Source organism: Aeromicrobium sp. JJY06, assembly GCF_044069275.1.
Taxonomy (GTDB): Bacteria; Actinomycetota; Actinomycetes; order Propionibacteriales; family Nocardioidaceae; genus Aeromicrobium; species Aeromicrobium tamlense.
On record NZ_JBIMRD010000001.1, the window covers coordinates 1743662 to 1764389 of the forward strand.

At 71.9% G+C, this 20728-nt stretch carries 18 protein-coding genes; 7 read left to right on the forward strand and 11 right to left on the reverse strand.

All coding sequences use genetic code 11. The annotated features are described in order from the left end of the window. The first annotated feature begins 181 nt into the window (after nucleotides 1-181). Nucleotides 182-1144 carry a M23 family metallopeptidase gene (locus tag ACGWYL_RS08520; RefSeq protein ID WP_395486945.1) on the forward strand — a complete coding sequence of 321 codons (963 nt, stop codon included), beginning with the start codon at nucleotides 182-184 and terminating at the stop codon, nucleotides 1142-1144. Nucleotides 1145-1217: 73 nt separating this feature from the next. On the opposite strand, the gene pcrA is transcribed toward ACGWYL_RS08520, so the two are convergent. Continuing rightward, complete coding sequence (gene pcrA, locus ACGWYL_RS08525) at nucleotides 1218-3551, reverse strand: DNA helicase PcrA (RefSeq protein ID WP_395486946.1); 2334 nt, start codon at nucleotides 3549-3551, stop codon at nucleotides 1218-1220. 97 nt (nucleotides 3552-3648) lie between these two features. Between pcrA and ACGWYL_RS08530 the strand changes: the two genes are divergently transcribed. Next, nucleotides 3649-5784: a DUF4185 domain-containing protein gene (locus ACGWYL_RS08530; RefSeq protein WP_395486947.1), complete on the forward strand. Its 2136-nt coding sequence runs from the start codon at nucleotides 3649-3651 to the stop codon at nucleotides 5782-5784. Nucleotides 5785-5790: 6 nt separating this feature from the next. On the opposite strand, the gene ACGWYL_RS08535 is transcribed toward ACGWYL_RS08530, so the two are convergent. The 3 genes from ACGWYL_RS08535 to ACGWYL_RS08545 all read right to left on the reverse strand — a co-directional run bounded on the left by ACGWYL_RS08535 (nucleotide 5791) and on the right by ACGWYL_RS08545 (nucleotide 8140). Further along, a complete protein-coding gene (locus ACGWYL_RS08535) occupies nucleotides 5791-6042 on the reverse strand; it encodes an excalibur calcium-binding domain-containing protein (RefSeq protein ID WP_269305366.1) in 252 nt (83 codons plus the stop codon). A gap of 176 nt (nucleotides 6043-6218) precedes the next feature. Continuing rightward, on the reverse strand, nucleotides 6219-6863 hold the full coding sequence (locus ACGWYL_RS08540; protein ID WP_179426336.1) for a response regulator transcription factor: 645 nt from the start codon (nucleotides 6861-6863) through the stop codon (nucleotides 6219-6221). Beyond that, on the reverse strand, nucleotides 6860-8140 hold the full coding sequence (locus ACGWYL_RS08545; protein WP_395486948.1) for a PspC domain-containing protein: 1281 nt from the start codon (nucleotides 8138-8140) through the stop codon (nucleotides 6860-6862). The genes ACGWYL_RS08540 and ACGWYL_RS08545 overlap by 4 nt, the downstream gene beginning before the upstream one ends. A 132-nt stretch (nucleotides 8141-8272) precedes the next feature. Between ACGWYL_RS08545 and ACGWYL_RS08550 the strand changes: the two genes are divergently transcribed. The 3 genes from ACGWYL_RS08550 to ACGWYL_RS08560 are packed head-to-tail and all read left to right on the forward strand — an operon-like array spanning nucleotide 8273 to nucleotide 9986. Further along, a complete protein-coding gene (locus ACGWYL_RS08550) occupies nucleotides 8273-9541 on the forward strand; it encodes a PspC domain-containing protein (RefSeq protein ID WP_179426332.1) in 1269 nt (422 codons plus the stop codon). After that, nucleotides 9538-9723: a hypothetical protein gene (locus ACGWYL_RS08555; protein ID WP_179426330.1), complete on the forward strand. Its 186-nt coding sequence runs from the start codon at nucleotides 9538-9540 to the stop codon at nucleotides 9721-9723. The genes ACGWYL_RS08550 and ACGWYL_RS08555 overlap by 4 nt, the downstream gene beginning before the upstream one ends. Next, nucleotides 9720-9986, forward strand: a complete 267-nt coding sequence (locus tag ACGWYL_RS08560) for a PspC domain-containing protein (RefSeq protein ID WP_179426328.1) — start codon at nucleotides 9720-9722, stop codon at nucleotides 9984-9986. The genes ACGWYL_RS08555 and ACGWYL_RS08560 overlap by 4 nt, the downstream gene beginning before the upstream one ends. Here ACGWYL_RS08560 and ACGWYL_RS08565 read toward each other — a convergent pair. The 3 genes from ACGWYL_RS08565 to ACGWYL_RS08575 all read right to left on the reverse strand — a co-directional run bounded on the left by ACGWYL_RS08565 (nucleotide 9904) and on the right by ACGWYL_RS08575 (nucleotide 13156). Beyond that, complete coding sequence (locus tag ACGWYL_RS08565; protein WP_395486949.1) at nucleotides 9904-10971, reverse strand: glycerophosphodiester phosphodiesterase; 1068 nt, start codon at nucleotides 10969-10971, stop codon at nucleotides 9904-9906. The genes ACGWYL_RS08560 and ACGWYL_RS08565 overlap by 83 nt on opposite strands. Before the next feature lie 26 nt (nucleotides 10972-10997). Then, nucleotides 10998-12464 (reverse strand): gamma-glutamyltransferase, encoded by a 1467-nt coding sequence (locus ACGWYL_RS08570; RefSeq protein WP_395486950.1) that lies wholly within the window; start codon nucleotides 12462-12464, stop codon nucleotides 10998-11000. 116 nt (nucleotides 12465-12580) lie between these two features. Then, nucleotides 12581-13156, reverse strand: a complete 576-nt coding sequence (locus ACGWYL_RS08575) for a dihydrofolate reductase family protein (RefSeq protein ID WP_395486951.1) — start codon at nucleotides 13154-13156, stop codon at nucleotides 12581-12583. A gap of 97 nt (nucleotides 13157-13253) precedes the next feature. Between ACGWYL_RS08575 and ACGWYL_RS08580 the strand changes: the two genes are divergently transcribed. Further along, on the forward strand, nucleotides 13254-14453 hold the full coding sequence (locus ACGWYL_RS08580; RefSeq protein WP_395486952.1) for an MFS transporter: 1200 nt from the start codon (nucleotides 13254-13256) through the stop codon (nucleotides 14451-14453). Between the two features lie 75 nt (nucleotides 14454-14528). On the opposite strand, the gene ACGWYL_RS08585 is transcribed toward ACGWYL_RS08580, so the two are convergent. From ACGWYL_RS08585 to ACGWYL_RS08600, 4 genes are read right to left on the reverse strand one after another with little or no spacing between them, the layout of a single operon-like run. Next, entirely contained in the window at nucleotides 14529-15563 is a 1035-nt protein-coding gene (locus ACGWYL_RS08585; protein WP_395486953.1) for a sulfate/molybdate ABC transporter ATP-binding protein, read from the reverse strand. Nucleotides 15564-15577: 14 nt separating this feature from the next. Further along, a complete protein-coding gene (locus ACGWYL_RS08590) occupies nucleotides 15578-16408 on the reverse strand; it encodes a sulfate ABC transporter permease (protein WP_395486954.1) in 831 nt (276 codons plus the stop codon). Next, nucleotides 16401-17246, reverse strand: coding sequence for a sulfate ABC transporter permease subunit CysT (gene cysT / locus ACGWYL_RS08595; RefSeq protein ID WP_179426316.1), 846 nt, complete (start codon nucleotides 17244-17246; stop codon nucleotides 16401-16403). The genes ACGWYL_RS08590 and cysT overlap by 8 nt, the downstream gene beginning before the upstream one ends. Then, nucleotides 17243-18319 carry a sulfate ABC transporter substrate-binding protein gene (locus tag ACGWYL_RS08600; protein WP_179426314.1) on the reverse strand — a complete coding sequence of 359 codons (1077 nt, stop codon included), beginning with the start codon at nucleotides 18317-18319 and terminating at the stop codon, nucleotides 17243-17245. The genes cysT and ACGWYL_RS08600 overlap by 4 nt, the downstream gene beginning before the upstream one ends. A gap of 176 nt (nucleotides 18320-18495) precedes the next feature. Here ACGWYL_RS08600 and ACGWYL_RS08605 point away from each other — a divergent pair, with 176 nt between their 5' ends. Beyond that, the gene (locus ACGWYL_RS08605) at nucleotides 18496-20712 is read left to right on the forward strand and encodes an NADP-dependent isocitrate dehydrogenase (protein WP_395486955.1); all 2217 of its coding nucleotides are present in this window, start codon (nucleotides 18496-18498) and stop codon (nucleotides 20710-20712) included. Nucleotides 20713-20728 lie beyond the last annotated feature (16 nt).

A 20728-nucleotide genomic window follows, 5' to 3' on the forward strand; every position in this document is an offset into this window, starting at 1 on the left:
TCACTTCGCCAAAGGGTTGGAATCGGACACCGCGGTTCCCCTAGACTCGGCGAGTCCGTTTGCCTGACCCCCGGAGGCTTCACGTATGGCCGAATTCGATCGCTCCCGAGCGAGCGGTCGGTCGACCCCGGATGCACCCGAGGCACCCCGGACCGTCGGCTCCCGGCGCGCCAAGGCGCCGGTGGAGCACGACTCCGACTCGACCGTCGTCATGCAGGCCCTGAGCCCGCAGTCGACCTCGCAGACCTACAGCGTGGGCCGCCGTGCGAAGCAGCCCACCCCGGTGCCCGGCTCGCGTCGCGCGGCCGCTCCCGTCGACCGTAACCCGATTCCCGCCGCCGCGCTCCCCGAGCCTGTGGCCGCCGTCCCGGCCGAGGACACCATCGTGTTCCCCGCGATCGGCGCGATCCCCGAGGGCCGCATCCCCGGCGCGCGTCGTGCACGCCGTGCGGCCGCGGCCACGGGCCGCACCCGGCTGCTCGCCGGCGTCGCCGCCATGGTGATCGCCGCGGTCGGCTCGATCAGCGTCACCTCGCCCGGCCTGCTCGCCGGCGCCGACGCCGCGCTGGCCAAGAACTACGTCGGCGCGAACGCCACGAACGCGGTGGACGTCTCGCGCAGCTACGACCGCGAGCTCGCGATCCAGAAGCCGATGCAGGCCCAGCAGGTCCAGAAGGCGCTCGCGCAGTACAACGCGGCGGCCGCCAAGTCGGCCGAGAAGCGCCAGGACGAGATCACCCGCAACCAGTGGGTCATCCCGGTCGTCGGCTACCGCCTCACCGCCCGCTTCGGCCAGGGCGGCGGCTACTGGAGCAGCGGCCGTCACACCGGCCTGGACTTCGCCGGTCCGTCGGGCTCGACCCTCGTCGCGATCGCGGCTGGCACGGTCACCTCGACCGGCTACGAGGGCGCCTACGGCAACCGCACGATCATCACTCTCGCCGACGGCACCGAGATCTGGTACTGCCACCAGAGCTCGGTCTCGGTCAGCGTGGGCCAGCAGGTCGCCCCCGGTGACGTCATCGGCGCCACCGGCTCCACCGGCAACGTCACCGGCCCGCACCTGCACCTCGAGGTGCACCCGGCCGGCGGCGGCCCCACGGACCCGTACGCGGCGCTCGTCGCGCACGGCGTCACCCCCTGACACCAGTCAGCACCGATCGACACCCGAGAGCCCCCGGCCAGGCCGGGGGCTCTCGTCGTTCACGTCTGGGTGGTCAGAGCTTCTCGAGGGGCGCGTAGCGCAGCAGCAGGCGCTTGACGCCCGCTGATCCGAAGTCGACGCTGGCGACCGAGTTCTGGCCCGTGCCCTCGACCGTGACCACCGTGCCGAGCCCGAAGCTGTCGTGGGTGACCCGATCGCCCGGCGAGAGCGAGACGACCTCACCCGCGGACTTCTTCTTCGAGCGCGCGGCGACCGTGGAGGTGCGGAACGAGGCCGCCGGGGTGCGCGGCGCCCACTGGGTGGGAGCGCTGGCCTCGCGCTTCCAGTCGATCAGCGTGGGCGGGATCTCCTCGAGGAACCGCGACGCCGGGTTGTACGAGGGGGCGCCCCACGCCGAGCGCACGGTGGCGCGGGTGAGGTAGAGCCGCTCGCGGGCGCGGGTGATGCCCACGTAGGCCAGCCGGCGCTCCTCCTGGAGCTCGGCCGGATCGCCCAGGGACCGCAGGTGCGGGAACACCCCGTCCTCGAGGCCGGTGAGGAACACGACCGGGAACTCCAGACCCTTGGCCGTGTGCAGGGTCATCAGCGTGACGACGCCGTCGTCGGAGTCCGGCACCGAGTCGGCGTCGGCGACGAGCGCGACCTGCTCGAGGAAGGCGTCGAGCGAGCCCGCCGCGAGCACGACGCCGTCGTCGGGCTCCTCGTCCTCGTCGAGGGTGGCGGCCGAGGCGACGAACTCGCGCGCGACGGCGACGAGCTCGGCGAGGTTCTCCACGCGCGTCTCGTCCTGCGGGTCGGTGCTGTTCTCCAGCACGGTGAGGTAGCCGGACTTCGTCAGGGCGGCCTCGAGCACGGCGTCGGCGGGGGCGCCGGACGCGGCGAGCTCCATCAGCTCGGACAGGACCTGCGCGAACGAGGAGATCGCGGTGCGCGAGCGGGTGGCCAGCTCGTCGATCTCGTCGACGCGGGTCATCGCCTCCCAGAAGCTGACGTCGTGGCGCGAGGCGAAGCGCTCGAGGGCACCCTCGGCCCGGTCGCCGATGCCGCGCTTGGGCTCGTTGAGCACGCGCCGCAGCGACACGGCGTCGCGCGGGTTCACGAGCACGCGCAGGTAGGCCAGTGCGTCCTTGACCTCCTTGCGCTCGTAGAAGCGCACGCCGCCGACGACCCGGTAGGGCAGGCCGACGCGGATGAAGACCTCCTCGAACACACGGCTCTGTGCGTTGGTGCGGTAGAACACCGCCACGTCGCGGGCCGCGGCGATGCCCTGGTCGGAGAGCCGGTCGATCTCGTCGGCGATGAACTGGGCCTCGTCGCGCTCGTCGTCGCCGACGTAGCCCACCAGCAGCTCGCCGTCGCCCTCGGCCGACCACAGCTTCTTGTCCTGGCGCGCCGGATTGCGGCTGATGACGCCATTGGCGGCGGCGAGGATGTTCTGCGTGGAGCGGTAGTTCTGCTCGAGCAGGACGGTGTCGGCGTCGGGGAAGTCGTCCTCGAACTCGAGGATGTTGCGGATCGTGGCGCCGCGGAAGGCGTAGATCGACTGGTCGGAGTCGCCCACCACCATGAGGTCGGAGTCCTCGTCGCACAGCTCCTTGATGAGGCTGTACTGGGCGTGGTTGGTGTCCTGGTACTCGTCGACCAGCACGTGCCGGAAGCGGCGGCGGTACGTCTCGCGGACCTCGGGCCAGGCCTGGAACAGGTGGACCGTGTTCATGATGAGGTCGTCGAAGTCCATCGCGTTGGCCGCACGCAGCCGGCGCTGGTACTCGGCGTAGCACTGCGCGTAGGTCTCGTCGGTGCCGTTGGAGGCGCGCTTGGCGGCCTCCTCATGGTCGACGAGCTCGTTCTTGTGGTTCGAGACCCAGTTGAGGACCGCGCGCGGATTGACCTTCTTGGGGTCGAGGTCGAGGTCCTTGACCACGAGCGTCATGAGCCGGCGCGAGTCGGCGGCGTCGTAGATGCTGAACGACGAGGTGTAGCTGAACTTCTCGGCCTCGCGGCGCAGGATCCGCACGCACGCGGAGTGGAACGTGGAGACCCACATCATCCGGGCGCGGCCGCCCACGAGGTCGGCGACGCGCTCGCGCATCTCGGCGGCGGCCTTGTTGGTGAACGTGATGGCCAGGATGGAGCCGGGGTGGGCGCCGCGAGCCGCGATGAGCCACGCGATGCGGCGGGTGAGCACGCGGGTCTTGCCCGATCCGGCGCCCGCGACCACCAGCAGCGGTCCGCCGGTGTGCGAGACGGCCGTGCGCTGGGCGTCGTTGAGTCCCTCGAGGAGCTCGTCGGAGCGGGCGGTGCGCCGCTTCGGCGAGGGGGCGTCGGGACCGCCCGGGCCGGGACGTGGCGGACGGGCGGAGGGCACGGGGAATGGCAGGGTCATCGCAGGATCCAGCCTAGTCGCGCGCTCCGACAGCGTGGGCGGGAGAGGGCGCGACGCGGGGACGTCCCCGGCGCCGCGCCGCGCTACCGTGTCGGACATGCGCCAGCGCGGAGTCGGGCTCACCGCGGCCGGCTTCGTCATCGCCATGGTCCTGACCGCCGTGCTGGTCCGGGTCGACCCGGCGTCCGAGCTGCCGGGCCTCAGCCAGGCCGCCCCGCGCGAGATCCCGGTCGCGGTCGTCGGACCCGACCCCGACGCCGCCACGATGCGCGACGCCCTCAACGGCCCGAGCGAGCACGCGGTCGCCGCGCGGGTCAGCCCCTCGGAGAAGGCCGCGGAGGCGAGCCTGCGCGACCGCGCCGTCAGCGCGGTCGTCGTGATGGGCGACGGCGCCGACCACGAGCTCTGGGTCGCCAGCGGCGGGGGCACGGCCGAGGCGAAGAAGGTCGAGAAGGTCGTGTCCCGCACGCTGGCGGTCAGTGGGCAGACCGTGCGCGTGGTCGACCGGATCCCGGTGGCCGAGCGCGACCCCCACGGCGTCGGACCGTTCCGCCTCGGCACGGCGTGGGCGATCCTCGGTGTCGCCTTCGCGGCGCTGCTCGGCCTGGTGTTCGGGGCCAGGTCGGCGTCGGCCTCGCTCGTCGTGGTGCGGTTCGCGGGACTCGCGGCCGGCGCCGTCGTCGCCGGCCTGGGCGGTGCGTTCCTGAGCGAGGTCGTCGTGCGCCGGGTCGACGCGCCGTTCCTCGGGCTCGCCGGCCTGGGCGCCCTCGTCGTCCTCGGAGTCGGCTCGATGACCTTGGCGCTCATCGCATGGTTCGGCAGGCTGGGGCTCGCGCTGGCGATCGTCGGGCTGGTGGTCGGCATCCCCGGCGCGATCGGCGCCTGGCCGCTGACGCCGATCCCGGTGGTGTGGCCCACCCTCCTCGCGTGGCTGCCGCCCGGGGCGGCGACCTGGGCCGTCCGCGGCCTGGCCTACTTCGACGGTGTCGACGTCGAGCGGGTCCTGCTGATGATGATGCTCTGGACGATGATCGGCCTCACCGCGACCTCGGTGGCGGCCACGGCGGTCGAGCCGCGGCGGGCCCTGCGCGACCTGCACCCGTCGCTGCGCGCCCATCCCGTCGGGGCCACGATCGGCGCGTTCGTCCTCACCGGCATCCTCGTCGTGACGCCCGCGCTGCCCGCGTTCACCGCGACCGACCTCGACCCTCCGGTCACCGTCACGTGCCAGACGACCCGGACGCCGACGAACGTCAAGGAGCTCAACGAGCGCATCGAGACCGTGAGCGACGTCGACGGCTTCGTCGGCGGCGACGTGGGGGCGAGCACGTTCCTGGCCGACGGACGCGGGCTGTTCGTCTTCGGCGACACGATCCGGCGGACGGACTACTCGAGCCGCACGATGGTGCGGAACTCGATGCTGATCTTCGACAAGACGTGCGCGGGCCTGGTGCAGCGCCGCGACCGCGACGCCGTGATCCCGGACCGCGCCGACGGGGTCGGCTACTGGCCGATGTCCGTGGCGGCGGTCGACCTCGGGCGCGACCTCGTCGGGGTCATGGCGCAGCGGGTCGAGCAGACCGGTGACGACCTCTTCGGGTTCCGGAACCTGGGGCCCGCCGTGGCGATCTTCCAGGTCGAGCCGGGCCGGGCGCCGGTGCTCCAGCGAGTCGTCGACCTGGGCGAGGACGACCCCGACACGAGCCGGCCCGTGTGGGGCGCGGCCGCCACGGTCGTCGGCGACTCCGTCTACCTCTACGGCACCAGCCGCACGAGCGACGGCGGCTTCGGGTGGGCGGTGTCGGTCGCGAAGACCAGGCTGGTGGACGTGACCGACCAGTCGAAGTGGCGCTACTGGGACGGCGAGCGGTGGCAGCGCGACGCGAAGCAGGCCGCGCAGCTGATCGGCCAGGACGGCGGGGTGTCGCAGACCTTCTCGGTGTTCCGCGAGGGCAAGCGCTGGTACGCCCTGAGCAAGCGCGCGGACTTCGTCGGCACCGACCTGGTGGTCTGGACCGCGCCCGGTCCCACCGGACCGTTCACTCCCGCGCCTCCGGTGGCGAAGATCCCCTCGACGGCATCGGCGCTGCGCTACATGCCGCTCGCGCACCCGCAGCTGTTCCCCGAGAAGGGCACGATGGTCGTCTCGGTCAGCCGCAACACCAAGGACGGCGACGTCCAGGCCGACCCGAGCCTCTACCGCCCCGAGTTCCTGCGGATCACGCTGCCCTGAGGCGTTTCAGCGCTTCTCGCAGGCGATCCTGTCCTTGTCGCGGTCCTTGCCCTTGTTGGCCTGGTAGAGCGCCTTGCTGCGCTTGAAGTTGGTGACCGGCTTGCCCGAGGTCTTGTCCTTCGCGCCGGGCATGCCCACGCCGTGCGGGTACTTCTTGTTGAGCGCCTTGCAGTTCTTGAACTTCGGGGCCGCCTCGGCCGGCGCGGATGCCAGCACGAGGGAGCTCGTCATCATGACGGCGATCAGGATCTTGCGCACGTTCGCTCCTTCTCCGGGGGGAACGTCCACCGTACGAAGGCACGGCGATCCTGTCCGGCGAATCGGTCACGTCAGTCCCACGCGCCGGACCCCCCTCCACTTCTGGAACGGGATGAACCTTCCTCGTGCCCGAAGGCGTGCATCCCGCTCCAAAAGTGGGGGAGGGGCGCGCGAGGTCAGATGAGGCGGCGGTCGTTGGCCCAGCGGGTGAGCTCGTGGCGGCTGGAGAGCTGGAGCTTGCGCAGCACGCTCGAGACGTGGGTCTCGACGGTCTTGACGGAGATGAACAGCTCCTTCGCGACCTCCTTGTACGCGTAGCCGCGCGCGATGAGCCGCATGACCTCGCGCTCGCGCTCGGTGAGGCGGTCGAGGTCCTCGTCGACCTGCGCGACGGCGATCGTGCCGGCGAACGCGTCGAGGACGAACCCGGCCAGGCGCGGGCTGAACACGGCGTCGCCGCCGGCGACGCGGTCGATCGCGTCGAGCAGCTCGGGCGCCGAGATGTTCTTGGTGACGTATCCCCGCGCACCGGCGCGGATCACGCCGATGACGTCCTCGGCGGCGTCGCTGACCGACAGCGCCAGGAACGTGGTGGACGCGCCCGCGCGCCGGATGACCTCGGGGCCGCCGCCGCCCGGCAGGTGCACGTCGAGCAGCACGACGTCGGGACGCAGGTCCGAGATCGCGGCGACGGCGGTGTCGACGTCCTCGGCCTCGCCGACGACCTCGACGCGCCCGCTGCCGAGCCGCTCGAGCTCGGCACGGACGCCGGTGCGGAACATCGCGTGGTCGTCGACGACCAGCACGGACAGGACGGTCATGCGCTCTCCTTGTCGCCGGGCGAGACCGGCATGGTGAGGGCGACCTCGGTGCCGTCCTCGGGGGTGCTGCGGACGCGCGCCGTGCCGCCGTGGCGCTCGGCGCGGCCGATGATCGAGTTCTTCACGCCGAGCCGGTCGGCGGGGACCGCGTCGGGGTCGAAGCCCTCGCCGCGGTCGCGGACGAAGACCTCCATCCGGTCGCCCGAGCCGTTCGCGACGCGCTCGGCGTAGACGTCGACCCGGCTCGCGCCGGAGTGCTTCGCGGCGTTCACCACGGCCTCGCCGGTGGCGGCGAGCAGCGCGCGGAGGCCGTCGTCGGGCGCGGCGTCGCCGACCGTGACGACCTCCACCGGGACGCGGTGGTTGGCCTCGACCTCGGCGGCGAGGTCGCGCAGGGCGGTGGCGAAGGTGGCGGTGTCGTCCTGGCGGCCGTAGAGCCAGTCGCGCAGCTCGCGCTCCTGGCGGCGGGCCAGGGTGGCCACGGTGGCGGGGTCGTCGGCGTTCTTCTGCAGCAGGGCCAGCGTCTGGAGCACGGAGTCGTGCAGGTGGGCGGCCACGTCGGCGCGCTCCTGCGAGCGGATGCGCTCGCGCCGCTCGGTGCCGAGGTCGGTCCAGAGGCCCAGGATCCACGGCCCGAGGATCAGGCTCAGGCCCACCACGGCGATGGCGAGCGCGGCGAAGAAGTCCACGGCGGCCGACCAGCCGCGGTTGACGGTGAGGATGTAGATCGCGCCGAGGCCGATGAACGCCAGGCCCACGAGCAGCCGCATCGCGAACGCGGGCCCCTCGGTCTGCCGCAGCCACGAGTTCCACGCGGCGTCGTCGAACATCCGCCACACCACCGCGATGCCCGTGACCACCAGCAGCAGCGGCAGCATCCAGCCCTCGAGCCAGCCGCCGCCGAGCGCGATGAGGCCCAGGACGCCCAGCCCCACGGCGCCGATCGCGGCACTCTGCACGACGTCGCGGCGGGACGGTCCGCGCGAGCCCGTGCGCAGGCCGCGACGGCGCGCGGACTCGAGGCCGGGGGAGCCGTCCACGGGGGCCTGCAGCGGTAGGAACCACCACAGCAGCAGGTAGGCCAGCAGTCCGGTGCCGTGCACGAACGTGGCCAGGACGAAGCCCACCCGCACCCACACCACGGGCAGCCGCAGGTGCTCGGCCAGACCGGCGCTGACGCCGGCGACGACGCGCGCGTCCACCGGCCGGTAGGCCCGGCGGAACCCCTCGGCCGAGCGGCGGGTGCCGCCGGCGGCGTCGGGGGCAGCGGTCGTCATGGGACCACCCTCACACGCGGGCGCGCGCAGGCGCCATCAGGTGCGACCCCGGTCCGTGCCGACGCCGCCTCGGGGGAGGACCAGGGGTTCACCCGATGGTGGCGGACCCCGACCCCCGGGCAGGCTGGAGCCATGACCACACCGACCTCCGGCTCGCAGCTCGATGCGATGCGGCGCACCACGGGAGACAAGCTGCTCGGCGGCGTCTCCGGCGGCATCGCCCGCGCACTCGACATCGACCCCGTCATCGTGCGGATCGGCTTCGTCGTCCTGACCGTCGCCGGGTTCGCCGGTCCGATCCTCTACGTCGCCTGCTGGCTGCTCATCCCCGCCGAGGGGTCCGAGCGCAGCGTCCTGGCCGAGGCCTTCGACCTCAAGTCCGACTCCCAGCTGCGCACCGTCGGCCTGATCGTCGCCGGCGTCCTCGCGCTGGCCGCCGTCCTCGGCGACACCGCCTGGGGCGTCGGCGGCTGGTTCTGGTGGCCGATGTGGGCGCTGTTCTGGATCGCGCTGCCGTTCGGGTTCCTCTACTGGCTGTTCGTGGTCAGGAACCGCACCCGCACCACCCCGCCGCCGGCCTACGCGCCACCCCCGCCCTACCGGCCCGACGCGTTCACCGCCCAGGCCCCCACCGATCCCACCCCCGCCTTCTCGACAGGAGACGACGTCATGACCACCCCCGTGTCCACGGGCGACCCGGCGCTCGCGCAGGGCGCTGACGAGCCGACGACGGTGCTCCACGAGCCCGGTCCGCCCGCCCCGCCGCCCGGTGCGCCGCCGGCCTCCGTCCTGCCCCCGCGTCCGCCGCGCGAGCGCTGGTCGCCCGCCCTGCTGCTGCTGACCCTCTCGGCGATCCTCGTCGCCCTGGGCGGCCTGGGCCTCTGGTCCATCGCGCAGGAGCCGGTCGACGCCGCGATCTACCCGGCCGTCGCCCTCGGCATCGTCACGATCGGCCTGCTGGTCGGCTCGAGGATCGGCCACCCCGGCGCCCTGGTGCCGCTGGGCGTCCTGATCCTGCCCGTGCTGGCGGTCGCCTCGGTGACCCCGAACCTCTCGGCCGGCGACATCGACCTGCGGCCCGTCACGGCCGCCGCGGTCGCCGAGCCCATCGAGCAGGGCTTCGGCCGGGTGCGGGTCGACCTCACCGCGATCCAGGACCTCGAGAGCCTCTCCGGCCGTACGCTGGAGATCGACAACGGCATGGGAGAGACGACCGTGATCGTGCCCGAGGGACTCGACGTCGACGTCGAGACGTCCCTGTCCGCCGGCGGTCGGATCGAGGTCTTCGGCCGCGTGTCCGACGGCCAGCGCCCCTCGATCGACTGGCCCTCCGACGCCCCCGGGGCCTATCGCATCGTCATCACCGGCACGGCGGGCGAGATCGAGGTGACTCGACGATGAACACCCATCCGCTGCGCTGGGACGCGCTCGTCTTCGGCGTCCTGTTCGCCCTCGTCCTCGTGGGCTGGGCCCTGCTGACCTACGACCTCGCGAGCGTCGACGGCCTGGCCGTCGCCGGACTCGTCACCCTCATCGTCGCCGGACTCGCCGGCATCGCCCTCACCCTCAGGAGGACCTCATGAACCCGAACCAGGGCCCCAAGAAGCTCGCCCGCAGCACCACCGACAAGTGGCTCGGCGGCGTGTGCGGAGGACTGGCCGAGTACACCGGCGTGGACGCCACGCTCATCCGCATCATCACGATCGTGCTGGTCGTGGTGGGCGTGGGCACGACGCTGCTGGTCTACCTCGCCGCGTGGCTGCTCATGCCCCAGGCGCAGGCGCCCGACGTGTGGGGCCCGCCGACGACAGATGGGCCGAGCGCGCCGCCACCGCCGTCCGTGTGAAGTCCGAGAACACCCCGTCGACCCCGGCGGCGTAGAAGGCCAGCAGCTCGGCCGTCGCGTCGCCGGGGTCGGCCTCGTCCAGGCTCGTGCGCCACTGCACGGGGAGGAAGTTGTTCTCGTTGCGCATCGTCCAGATGTGGACGAACAGGCCGACCTCGTGGGCGTCGCGGACGAGGCCGGTCTCGCCGAGCAGGTTCTGGTGGCGGTCGCGGGCGATGACGAGGCTCTTGTTCGGGCCGATGCCCTGGGCGTACTCGGCGATCTTCGCCAGCTCCTCAGGGCGCGTCAGCGCCGCGTAGTCGCGGGGGTCGTACGTGGCGACGAGGTCGTAGGGACCGCCCTTGCGCTCCATCAGCTGCACGAGGGGCAGCGGGGTGCGGTCACGCAGCGCCTTGAGGTTGGCGGTCTCCATCGACTGGATGACCACCTTCGCGCCCTTGCGGTTGAGGCCACGGCGGTCGAGGACCTCGAGCAGCCGGTCGTTGAGGTCGAGTCCGAGCCCGCGGAAGTAGGTGGGGTGCTTCGTCTCGACGTAGACGCCGATCGGGTCGGCGCCCGCGCCGCGTCGGGTGTTCTCGGCCTCCGCGATGTCGATGACCTCGTCGAGGGTGAGGATCGGCTCGGTCCCCTCGAGGGCGAGATTCTGCGGTCGCAGCTGCGGCAGGCGCTCGCGAGTGCGCAGCGTCCTGATCTCCTCGAGCGTGAAGTCCTCGGTGAACCAGCCGGTCAGCGGAACGCCGTCGATGAACTTCGTGGTGCGGAGGTGGGCGAACTCGGGTCGCGAGGCGACGTCGGTGGTGCCGCCGATCTCGTTCTCGTGCCGCACGACGAGGGCACCGTCCTTCGTGGCCACGACGTCGGGCTCGATGTAGTCGGCGCCCTCCTCGATCCCCAGCAGGTACGAGGGCCGGGTGTGCTCCAGGCGTGATCCGGGAACGCCGCGGTGGGCGATGACGACGGGCGCGTCGACGAGCGAGGCGGTCATCCGGTCAGCGTAGTGGCGGGCATCCCTCAGGACACGATGCGCACGGCGCCGTCGCGCCGGGGATCGGCCGCGGCCACCAGGGTGCCCTCGGCCGTGACGAGGGTGCCCGAGACGCCACCGAAGTACATCGTGAGGTCGTCGGGGTGCTCGACCTTGACCTGCTCGTCCGGCGTCGCCGCGCGGTGCACGTGGATCCGCGGGTGGTCGATCGCCTCCTGCAGGCTGAGGCCGTCCTCGACGAGGCCGGTGAGCGCCTGCACGATCGCCGTGGTGATGCGGTCGGCTCCGGGCGAGCCGATCGCCAGCACGCCGCCGTCGGCGTGACGACCCACCGTGGGGGCCATGTTCGAGAGCAGGCGCGAGCCGAACGGCAGGCCGTGGAGACCGCGCGGGTTGAGCTCCTGCTCGCCGAGGCAGTTGTTGAGCCAGATGCCGGTGTCGCGAGCGATCATGCCCGAGCTGTAGCCGGACGAGATCGTCACCGCGCAGGCCGTGCCCTGCGCGTCGGCGGTGGAGACGTGCGCCGTCGACCCCGACTCCAGGGCCGCCAGACCGTCGCGGTCGACGAGGTCGAGGAACGCCGCGGCGTCGCGCTCGAGGTCGTCGGTGTGGTCGAAGACCCGCAGCCGCTCGCCGAGCACCCGCCGCTGCACGCGGATCAGGTGCTCGGTGTCGTCCAGGCCGTGGCCGGCCATGAGCCGCAGCATCGCGGCGACGCTCACGCCACCGATCGCCGGCGGCGGGTTCGTGCCGAGCGTCCAGCCCTCCATGCGCGCGGTGAGGGCGGGTCGGACCGCCGGCTCGTAGGCGGCGAGGTCGGTCGGGCCGAGGATGCCGCCGCGCGCCAGGACGTCGTCGGCGACCGCGTGACCGAGCTCGCCCGTGTAGAGCTCGTCCGGGCCGTGCCGGGCGATCCGCTCGAGGGAGTCCGCGAGGTGCGGCACGACGATGTCGTGGCCGGCGACGGCGCCCTGCTCGTCGTGCACGGCCGCGTGACTCGCCTCGTCCCAGCCGAAGATCGACGCGTGCACGTAGTCGAGGTAGTACCGGGACGCGGCGCTGAGCCGGAAGCCGCCGCGGGCCACGTCGATCGCGGGGGCGAGCAGCTCGGCCCACGGGAGCCGGCCCCAGCGGCGGTGCGCCTCCCCGAACGCCGCGATGGCGCCGTGGGTGGCGACCGAGCCGGGTCCGACCGTCACCGTGACGCCGCCGCCGTACTCGGTGTGGACGTCCCACGTGCCCTGCCCGAGCCGGTCGGGGACGTCGCGACCGGGCATGTCCATCCAGCCGTCAATGGTCACCGGCGCCGACCCGTCGGGCGGCTGGATCGTCAGGAACCCGCCCGCGCTCGGCGACACCAGGCCGACCTCGTTCACCATGGTCACGAACGCGGCAGCGAGGGCCGCGTCGATCGCGTTGCCGCCGGCCCGGACGATCTGCTCCGCCGCGTCCGCCGCGGCGGTGTTCGGGGCGGCGATCGCAACGCTGGTCACGGCCTCAGGCTAGGGCGGCGCGGCTCACCTGTCGCGACTGAACGAGGTTTCCTGTCACTTCGCGAGGTTCGCAAACCTCGCGAAGTGACAGTTTCCCCGGTTAACCGGGGAAACCGTCACCCGCGCGAGACGGCATAGGTGAGGTGGGCGAACTGGCCGCGGCGCTCGACGTCGGTGAGGTGGAGGCGGTCGGGGCCGAGGCGGCGGGGCAGGAGCGGGAAGCCGGCGCCGAGGGTGGCGGGGGCGACGCTGACCTGCAGCTCATCGAGAGCGCCCGCGTCGTCGAACTGACCCACGAGGTCCCCGCCGCCCATGACCCAGACGTCGCGGCCGCCGGCGCGCTCGCGGATCGCGTCGAGGTGGTCGCGGACGTCGCCCGACACGACCGTCAGGTCGGCGCCCGCCGGCACGGGCAGGTCGCGCGAGGTGAACAGGAACGCCGGCTTGCCGGACATCGCGTCCGGCCAGGCCTCGGGCCTCTCGAGGGCCTGCGTCTCGCGCAGCAGCCACTCGTACGTGGACGAGCCCAGCACCGTGACGCCGATCGAGTCGAGGAACGCGGTGAACGCGTCGGCGTGCTCGGGGGCGTCGGGCGTCCCGCCCTCGACGGCGAAGAGCCAGGCGAGGCTGTGGTCGGGATCGGCGAGGTAGCCGTCGAGGGTGGCGGCGGTGTTGAAGACGAAGCGGGTCACACCCGATGGTGACCCGCGCGGCCCGGGCGCGGCAAGCAGTGACTCGGGTCGCACGGACGTCAGGAATCGTTCGCGCCCTGCGGGCCTTGTACCTGAGGTGACCTCGCGAACCGAACCGACCGCCCGCCACGTCGGCCTCGCCCTGCTGGCCCTGGCGCTGGGCGGCTTCGCGATCGGCACCACCGAGTTCGTCACGATGGGCCTGCTGCCCGACGTCGCCGAGAGCATCGACCGTGACATCCCGACGACCGGCCACATCATCTCCGCGTACGCGCTCGGCGTGGTCGTCGGCGCGCCGCTCATCGTCTCGCTGGCCGCGCGGATGCCGAAGCGCGCCCTGCTGCTGTGGCTGCTCGGCGGACTCGCGGTCGGCAACGCACTCACGGCCGTCGCCGACGGCTACGTCCCGGTGATGCTCGCCCGCTTCGTCGCGGGCCTGCCGCACGGCGCCTACTTCGGCGTCGCGTCGCTCGTGGCCGCCTCGCTCGTGCCGCCGGGTCGCCGCGGTCGCGCCGTGAGCATGGTGATGATGGGCCTCTCGGTCGCCACCGTGGCCGGCGTCCCCGTGAGTGCCTGGCTGGGTCAGGCCCTCTCGTGGCGTGCCGCGTACGCGCTCGTCGTGGTGATCGCCGTGGTCGCGGCCGCGCTCGTCATCGTGTTCGTGCCGCACCTGCCGGGCGACCCCAGCGCCACGATCCGCGGCGAGCTCGGCGCCCTGCGCGAGCCCGCGGTGATCGCGGCGTTCCTGACCGGCGTCGTCGGCTTCGGCGGCGTGTTCGCGATGTACAGCTACATCGCGCCCATCGTCACCGACGTCGTCGACCTGCCCTCGGCGGTCATCCCCGTCTTCCTGCTGGTGTTCGGCCTCGGCTCGGTGTCGGGCACGTGGGTCGGCGGGCACCTCGCCGACTGGGACAACGTGCGCCAGGTGACGGGTGGCCTGCTCTTCACGGTCGTGGTGCTGCTCGCGTTCTACGAGCTCGCCACCTTCGCCCCGGCCGCGCTCGTGAGCGTCTTCCTCATGGGCGCGCTCGGCAGCGTCGTGGCCATCGGCCTGCAGATCCGGCTCATGACGGCCGCGGGCGACGCCGAGATGCTCGGCGCCGCGCTCAACCACGCGAGCCTCAACATCGCGAACGGCCTCGGCGCCTGGCTCGGCGGTCTCGTGATCGCCGCGGGCGCGGGCTACGTGGCCCCCGCGCTGGTGGGCGTCGCACTCGCCGCCGCCGGTCTCGTGGTCTTCCTCGTGGGCCTGCGGTTCGCGCCGGTGCGCGAGCGCGTCGACGTCCACGCCTGAGGATGCATGAAGGGCGACCGGGCGCGAAGCCCGGCCGCCCTCGTACTCCACCGTCCCGTGGAGTTCATGGACGTCTCAGCCTGAGACGTGGGTCACACTGTAACCATGAGTTGCGGCCCCGTCGAGGGTCGATGCGGGGGCGTTCGCCGGGCGGATCGCCTGGGCGCCCGCGGTGGGCGTCAGCCAGACCTCGTCGCCGTGCTGGAGGCCCAGCCCGCGCGCCTCGGCGCGGGTGACCGTGACCTGCACCGGCGGCTGCTGACCCTCGGTGGGCGTGACCTCGAGGCGCACCTCGAAGCCGATGCGCGTCGAGCGCGAGATCCGGCCGGGGACCGCGCCCGGGAGCGGCTCGAGCGCGACGTCGATGTCGTGCGGTCGCAGCTGCAGACCGCCGAGCTGCGTGACCGGGCCGAGGAAGCTCAGCACGAAGTCGGTGGCGGGGGAGTCGTAGAGCTCGTCGGGGGAGCCGACCTGCTCGATGCGCCCGCCGTTGATCACGACGATCGAGTCGGCGACCTCGAGCGCCTCCTCCTGGTCGTGCGTCACGAACACCGTGGTCACGTGGACCTCGTCGTGCAGCCGCCGCAGCCAGTCGCGCAGCTCCTTGCGCACCTTCGCGTCGAGGGCGCCGAACGGCTCGTCGAGCAGCAGCACGGTGGGCTCGATCGCGAGGGCGCGAGCCAGGGCCATGCGCTGGCGCTGGCCGCCCGAGAGCTGCGAGGGCAGCCGGTCGCGGAACTGCCCCAAGTGCACCAGCTCGAGCATCTCGTCGACCTTCGCGGCGATCTCGGCCTTCGGGCGCTTGCGGATCTCCAGGCCGAAGGCGATGTTCCTGGCCACGGTCATGTGCTTGAACGCGGCGTAGTGCTGGAAGACGAAGCCCACGTTGCGCTTCTGCGCCGGCAGGCGGGTGGCGTCGACGCCCTCGATCTCGACGCGACCGGAGTCGGCGTCCTCGAGTCCGGCGATGATCCGCAGCAGGGTGGACTTGCCGCCGCCGCTGGGTCCCAGGAGGGCCGTCAGCTGGCCCGTGGGGATCGACAGGTCGATGCCCTCGAGCGCGACGAAGTCGCCGAAGTTCTTGTTCACCCCAGAGATCTCGATGCTCATGGTGGCCTTTCGCTTCAGTGCCGCTCGGTGCGCGAGCGCAGGAGGGACACGACGATGATGCACAGGACGGAGACGCTGGCCAGCAGGAACGCGATCGCGTACGCGGACTCCTGCTCCCAGTTGAGGTACTTCTCCTCGACGGCGAGCGTGGCGGTGCGGGTCTCGCCGAGGATGTTGCCCGAAACGACCTTCACGGCGCCGAACTCGCCGAGCGAGCGGGCCAGGGTGAGCACGACGCCGTAGACCACGGCCCACTTGATGCCGGGCAGCGTGATGCGCCAGAAGGTCTGCCAGCCGCTGGCGCCCAGGGAGCGCGCGGCCTGCTCCTGCTCGGTGCCGATCTCCTCGAGCACCGGCACGACCTCGCGCACGACGAGCGGCAGCGCCACGAACGCCGTGGCCATGACGATGCCCGGCGTGGCGAAGATGATCTGGACGCCGACGCTCTCCAGTGCCGGGCCGAACCAGCCGCCGCGCCCGCCGTAGACCAGCACGAGCGACAGGCCCACGACGATCGGCGAGATCGCCAGCGGCAGGTCGATCAGCGAGCCGAGCAGTCGCTGGCCCGGGAACGTGGTGCGCACGAGCAGCAGCGAGATCGTGATGCCGAAGACCGTGTTGATCGCCGTGGCGATGACGGCCGCGGTGGCGGTGAGGCGCAGGGCTGCCACCGTGTCGGCGTCGGCGAAGACGGCGTTGAGCGCGTCGAAGCCGTTCTCGAACGTGTTGGTCACGACGAGCGAGACCGGCCAGGCGACCAGCAGGAACAGGTAGGCGATGACGAGGAGCCGCAGCGCGTAGGTGAACGGGCTCTTGCGGCGGCTGATGCGCCGGATGTCAGCCACGGCGAGCCACCCGGCGCTGGATGAAGTCGAGCAGCAGGATCACCGCGAGCGAGACGATCAGCAGCAGCGTCGCCACGGAAGCGGCGGCCGCCGGGTTGTCGTTCTCGATCGCGCTGAGGATGCGCACCGAGGCGACCTCGGACTCGAACGGGAGGTTGCCCGACAGCAGCACGAGCGAGCCGTACTCCCCGACGCCGCGGGCGAACGACAGGGTCGCGCCGGCGGCGATGGCGGGCGTGAGCGTCGGCAGGATGATGCGCGTGAACGTGGTGAGGCGGCTGGCACCGAGCGAGGCCGCAGCCTCCTCGATCTCGACGTCGATCTCCTCCAGCACCGGCTGCACCGTGCGGACGACGAACGGCAGCGTCACGAAGAGGAACGCCAGGAACACGGAGGTCTCGGTGTTCGCGATGTTGATGCCCAGCGGGCTCTCGTCGTTGCCGTAGAGCGACAGCAGCACGAGGCCGGCGACGATCGTGGGCAGCGCGAACGGGATGTCGATGAGGATCTCGAGGATCCACTTGCCGGGGAAGCTGTCGCGCACGAGCACCCACGCGATCGCCGTGCCCACGACGATGTTCGTGAGCGTGACGAGCAGCGCCGACGAGATCGTCAGCCGGATGGCGTGCGCGGTCTGGGCGTTCGTGACCGCGTCCCAGAACGCGCCGACGCCGCCCTCGGTCGCGGTGGCGACGACGGCGGCGAGCGGGATCAGCACGAGCAGGCTGAACCAGGTCATGGTCACGCCCAGGCCGACGGCCGAGGCGCGGTTCAGCGAGCCGGCCGGCCGGGAGTCGCCCGGCCGGCCCGCTCGCGTCGCCAGATCGGCAGAGGTCACGAGGACGCCTTGCCGGACTTCGCGATCGCCTCGGTGACGATGCCGACGGGCTTGCCGTCCTTGCCATCGCCGAACAGCTTGTCCTTGACCTCGCCCCAGCCGGGTCCGCCGAAGTTCTTCTCCAGCGTCAGCAGGTTGTTGACGGCGGGGTACGGGTCCGACGCGTCGGGCGCGCCCTTGATGTCGCCGGGCTCGAGGCCGATCGCGTCGAGGTCGGCGGTGCCGGGGCTCTCGAGGTTCAGCGGACGGAAGCCGGTCAGCGCGAACTGGCGCTGGCCCTCCTCGCCGAGGACGAAGTCGAGCCAGTCCTGCGAGACGCTGCTGGACTCCTTGAGGATGGCGCCCGGGTTCTCGATCAGCAGGGTGGTGTCGGGGATGACGTACTCGAAGCCGTTGCCGTTCTGCGCGGCCAGGATGGCCTCGTTCTCGTAGGCCAGCAGGACGTCGCCGGCGCCGCCGAGGAAGCTCTGCGTGGCGTCGCGACCGCTGTTGGTCAGCGAGACGACGTTGGCGAACAGGTCGTTGACGAACTCGGTGGCCTCGGCCTCGGTGCCGCCGTTCTCGGTGACGTGACCCCACGCGGCGAGCGCGTTCCAGCGGGCCGCGCCGGACGACGCCGGGTTCGCGGTGACGATCTCGACGCCCGGCTTCACCAGGTCGTCCCAGCCCTTGATGTTCTTGGGGTTCCCGTCGCGGACGCCCAGCACGACGATCGAGTTGGACACGATGCCCTTGTTCTCGCCGTCGTCCCACGTCTCGTCGACGAGGCCCGCGTCGACCAGACGGTCGACGTCGGTGCCCACCGACAGGTGCACGTAGTCGGCCTTGAGGCCGTCCACCACGGCGCGGCTCTGGTCGCCCGAGGCGCCGTAGGAGGTCTTGAACGTCGTACCCTCGCCGGCGTCGGTCTTGACGAACTCCTCCTGGATGTTCTTGTTGGCGGCCTCCGGCACGGCGAAGCCGACGATCGAGATCTGCTCCCCCTCGGCGGCCTCCGACCCACAGGCGGTGAGAGCGGTGGCAGCGGTCAGCAGCAGGGCCGCGGCCGCGATGGGGCGCAAGCGATGTGCCATGGGAGGTCCTCTCGGTCGGTCCGTCGCACGGTGCGGCGGGCTCGAGCAGCCAACGTAGGCGAGCGGAACGGCGTCGTGGATGTTGTTCACATTCTGGACTGACCAACTAGACAATGGGCGGTCCGATACGGGGTGCGGCGAGCAGCGGCGACCTGCACACCGGGTAGTTTGGGGGCGTGACGGACTCGACGATCATCTACACGCACACCGACGAGGCTCCCGCCCTCGCGACCTACTCCCTCCTCCCGATCATCGAGGCGTACGCCTCGAAGGCCGGCGTGGAGGTCGAGACCCGGGACATCTCCCTGGCCGGCCGCATCATCGCGGCGGTCAGCGACCTGCTCCCCGAGGACCAGCGGGCGGCCGACGCGCTGGCCGAGCTCGGCGAGCTCGCGAAGCGCCCGGAGGCCAACATCATCAAGCTGCCGAACGTCTCGGCGTCGGTCCCGCAGCTCAAGGCGGCCATCGCCGAGCTGCGCGAGCAGGGCTACGACCTGCCCGACTACCCCGAGGACCCGCAGACCGACGAGGAGCGCGACGTCCGCGCCCGCTACGACAAGGTCAAGGGCTCGGCCGTGAACCCGGTCCTGCGCGAGGGCAACTCCGACCGCCGCGCGCCGGCCTCGGTCAAGAACTACGCCAAGGGCCACCCGCACTCGATGGGCGCCTGGAGCAGCGACTCCAAGACCGACGTCGCCACGATGGGCGTCGACGACTTCCGCTCCAACGAGAAGTCGGTGACCCTCGCGTCCGACGACACGCTGCGCATCGAGCTCGTCGGCGACGACGGCTCCACCACCGTGCTGAAGGAGTCGATCCCGGTCCTGGCCGGCGAGATCGTCGACGCCACCAGCATGAACGTCGCCGCGCTGCGCGAGTTCCTCGCGGCGCAGGTCGCGCAGGCCAAGGCCGACGACGTCCTGTTCTCGGTGCACCTCAAGGCCACGATGATGAAGGTCTCCGACCCGATCATCTTCGGTCACGTCGTGCGCGCCTTCTTCCCGAAGACCTTCGCCGAGCACGGTGCCGCGCTCGCCGAGGCGGGCCTGAGCCCCAACGACGGCCTCGGCGGCATCCTCGCCGGCCTCGACCAGGTCGCCAACGGCGCCGACATCAAGGCCTCGTTCGAGGCCGAGCTGGCCGACGGTCCGCGCCTGGCCATGGTGGACTCCGACAAGGGCATCACCAACCTGCACGTGCCGAGCGATGTCATCGTCGACGCCTCGATGCCGGCCATGATCCGCACCTCGGGCCACATGTGGGGCCCGGACGGCCAGGAGGCCGACACCCTCGCGGTGATCCCCGACAGCTCGTACGCCGGCGTCTACCAGGTCGTGATCGACGACTGCAAGGCCCACGGCGCGTACGACCCGTCCACGATGGGCTCGGTGCCCAACGTCGGCCTCATGGCCCAGAAGGCCGAGGAGTACGGCTCGCACGACAAGACGTTCGAGATCCCCACGACCGGCACCGTCCGCGTGGTGAACTCCGCCGGCGACGTGCTCCTCGAGCACACCGTCGCGCAGGGTGACATCTGGCGCGCGTGCCAGACCAAGGACGTCCCGGTCCGCGACTGGGTCAAGCTGGCCGTCAACCGCGCCCGCGCCACCGGCGACCCGGCGGTGTTCTGGCTCGACGAGACCCGCGCCCACGACGCGCAGCTGATCGCCAAGGTGAACGAGTACCTCGGCGAGCACGACACCGACGGCCTCGACATCCGCATCATGTCGCCGGTCGAGGCGACGAAGCTGTCGGTCGAGCGCATCCGTCAGGGCCTGGACACGATCAGCGTCACCGGCAACGTGCTGCGCGACTACAACACCGACCTGTTCCCGATCCTCGAGCTCGGCACCAGCGCCAAGATGCTGTCGGTCGTCCCGCTGATCAACGGCGGTGGCCTGTTCGAGACGGGTGCCGGCGGCTCGGCCCCCAAGCACGTGCAGCAGCTCGTCAAGGAGAACTACCTGCGCTGGGACTCGCTCGGCGAGTTCTTCGCCCTGGTGCCCAGCCTCGAGCAGTACGCCACGGCCACCGACAACCCCAAGGCCCAGGTCCTCGCCGACGCCCTCGACCGGGCCACGGCCAGCTTCCTGGAGCACGACCGCTCGCCCGGCCGCCGGCTCGGCACGATCGACAACCGCGGCAGCCACTTCTACCTGGCCCTCTACTGGGCCCAGGAGCTGGCGCAGCAGGCCGACGACGCCGAGCTCGCCGAGGTCTTCGGCCCGCTGGCGCAGAAGCTGTCCGACGCGGAGCAGACCATCGTCGACGAGCTGGCCGCGGTGCAGGGCCAGCCGGCCGATCTGGGCGGCTACTACCAGCCCGACCCGGAGAAGGCCGCGAAGATCATGCGTCCCAGCACGACCTTCAACGAGGCGCTCGCGTCGTTCTGACGTCCACGCCACGACG

Bases quoted from the DNA above. Each gene is read 5' to 3' on its own strand.
- ACGWYL_RS08600 (WP_179426314.1), bottom strand. From the start codon at position 18,319: ATGGCACATCGCTTGCGCCCCATCGCGGCCGCGGCCCTGCTGCTGACC.
- ACGWYL_RS08555 (WP_179426330.1), top strand. From the start codon at position 9,538: ATGAACACCCATCCGCTGCGCTGGGACGCGCTCGTCTTCGGCGTCCTG.
- ACGWYL_RS08585 (WP_395486953.1), bottom strand. From the start codon at position 15,563: ATGAGCATCGAGATCTCTGGGGTGAACAAGAACTTCGGCGACTTCGTC.
- ACGWYL_RS08560 (WP_179426328.1), top strand. From the start codon at position 9,720: ATGAACCCGAACCAGGGCCCCAAGAAGCTCGCCCGCAGCACCACCGAC.
- ACGWYL_RS08565 (WP_395486949.1), bottom strand. From the start codon at position 10,971: ATGACCGCCTCGCTCGTCGACGCGCCCGTCGTCATCGCCCACCGCGGC.
- pcrA (WP_395486946.1), bottom strand. From the start codon at position 3,551: ATGACCCTGCCATTCCCCGTGCCCTCCGCCCGTCCGCCACGTCCCGGC.
- ACGWYL_RS08530 (WP_395486947.1), top strand. From the start codon at position 3,649: ATGCGCCAGCGCGGAGTCGGGCTCACCGCGGCCGGCTTCGTCATCGCC.
- ACGWYL_RS08550 (WP_179426332.1), top strand. From the start codon at position 8,273: ATGACCACACCGACCTCCGGCTCGCAGCTCGATGCGATGCGGCGCACC.
- ACGWYL_RS08540 (WP_179426336.1), bottom strand. From the start codon at position 6,863: ATGACCGTCCTGTCCGTGCTGGTCGTCGACGACCACGCGATGTTCCGC.
- ACGWYL_RS08545 (WP_395486948.1), bottom strand. From the start codon at position 8,140: ATGACGACCGCTGCCCCCGACGCCGCCGGCGGCACCCGCCGCTCGGCC.